Here is a 1,414-nt window from a genome sequence, read left to right as displayed (position 1 = left end):
GTGACGGCGCTCATCGAAATTCCCCACTGATGCTCACCTAAATTCCCCACCCGTGTGGCTCCGCCAGAGTAGGCGGGCCTCCCGTGATGCTGATGGTCTCTGACCACTCACCAGCTACCTCGGGAGGCCCGCTTTCATGTTGACACGGGAGAACGATGTGGAAGTACACGCACTGCACAAACGGGGGTGGACGATCTCGGCGATCGCCCGCCACACCGGCCACGACCGCAAGACGATCCGGGCCTACCTCAACGGTGAGCGCACCCCGGGCGAACGCAAGAAGCCGCAGACCGATCCGTTCGAACCGTTCATGGCCTATGTGACGGCCAGGCTGGGCGAAGATCCGCATCTGTGGTCGCGCACGCTGTGCGACGAACTCGAGAATCTCGGCTACACCCAGTCCTATCAGACGCTCACCCGTCAGATCCGTCAGCGCGGTCTGCGACCGAAGTGTGCCGACTGTGCCCAGGTCACCGAACGGGCAAATGCGATCATCGAGCACCCGCCGGGTGAAGAGACCCAATGGGATTGGGTGGAGCTGCCGAACCCACCGACCGAATGGGCTTGGGGTTCAACAGCATATCTACTCGTCGGGTCGTTGGCGCATTCGGGCAAGTGGCGCGGCTATCTGGCCCCGGATATGACCCGACCACAGGTGATCGCCGGTATCGACCGCATCACCCGCCGACTCGGTGGGGTCACCAAGTCATGGCGCTTTGACCGGATGGCCACGGTATGTCACCCCTCGACCGGTGCTTTGACCGCCGAATTCGCCGGCGTCGCCAAACACTACGGAGTAGCAGTGCAGGTGTGCCCACCCCGTCGAGGCAACCGCAAAGGTGTGGTGGAGAAGTCCAATCACACTGCCGCGCAACGGTGGTGGCGAACCCTGCCCGATGAGGTCACTGCCGAGCAGGCGCAAACCAGCTGCGATACGTTCTGCCGCACCCGCTCGGATGTGCGGATGCGCCCCACCTCTGATGGTCGGGCGAGTGTGATCACCGTGGCCAAACGCGAACCCCTGAGACCGCCGCCCACCGCGCCGTATCCGGCCACGGTGACCGAGACGCGCACCGTGTCTCGCCAGGCACTGGTGGCGTGGCGAGGCAATCAGTACTCGGTGCCGCCGGAGGTGGCGATGAGTGAGGTCACCGTGAACGAGCGCCTCGGCGACGGGCACATCGATATCGCCACCGTTTCGGGCATCGTGATAGCCCGTCACCGACTGGCTGCTGCGGGGTCGGGAGCGCAGGTGCGTGATCACGGGCACGTCGTCGCACTCGACACCCTGGCCAAGGCCGGCGCCTCCAGCAGCCGGCGGCCACATCGCCGCAAAGAACGCATCCCACCCGGTCAGGCCGCCCGCGACGCAGCAGACGAGCTGCGCCGCAACACATCCACCACCAGCGCCGAG

At 65.2% G+C, this 1,414-nt stretch carries 1 protein-coding gene; it reads left to right on the top strand.

Going from position 1 to position 1,414, the window contains the following annotated elements:
* Positions 1-136: 136 nt before the first annotated feature.
* Positions 137-1,414 (top strand): transposase (locus ACIGKQ_RS25335; protein ID WP_396575183.1); only part of this gene is annotated, 1,278 nt, incomplete at its 3' end.

This window comes from Gordonia sp. NPDC062954 (assembly GCF_044543825.1).
In the GTDB taxonomy this organism is placed as follows: domain Bacteria; phylum Actinomycetota; class Actinomycetes; order Mycobacteriales; family Mycobacteriaceae; genus Gordonia; species Gordonia tangerina.
This window is presented reverse-complemented; position numbering and strand designations above follow the sequence as displayed.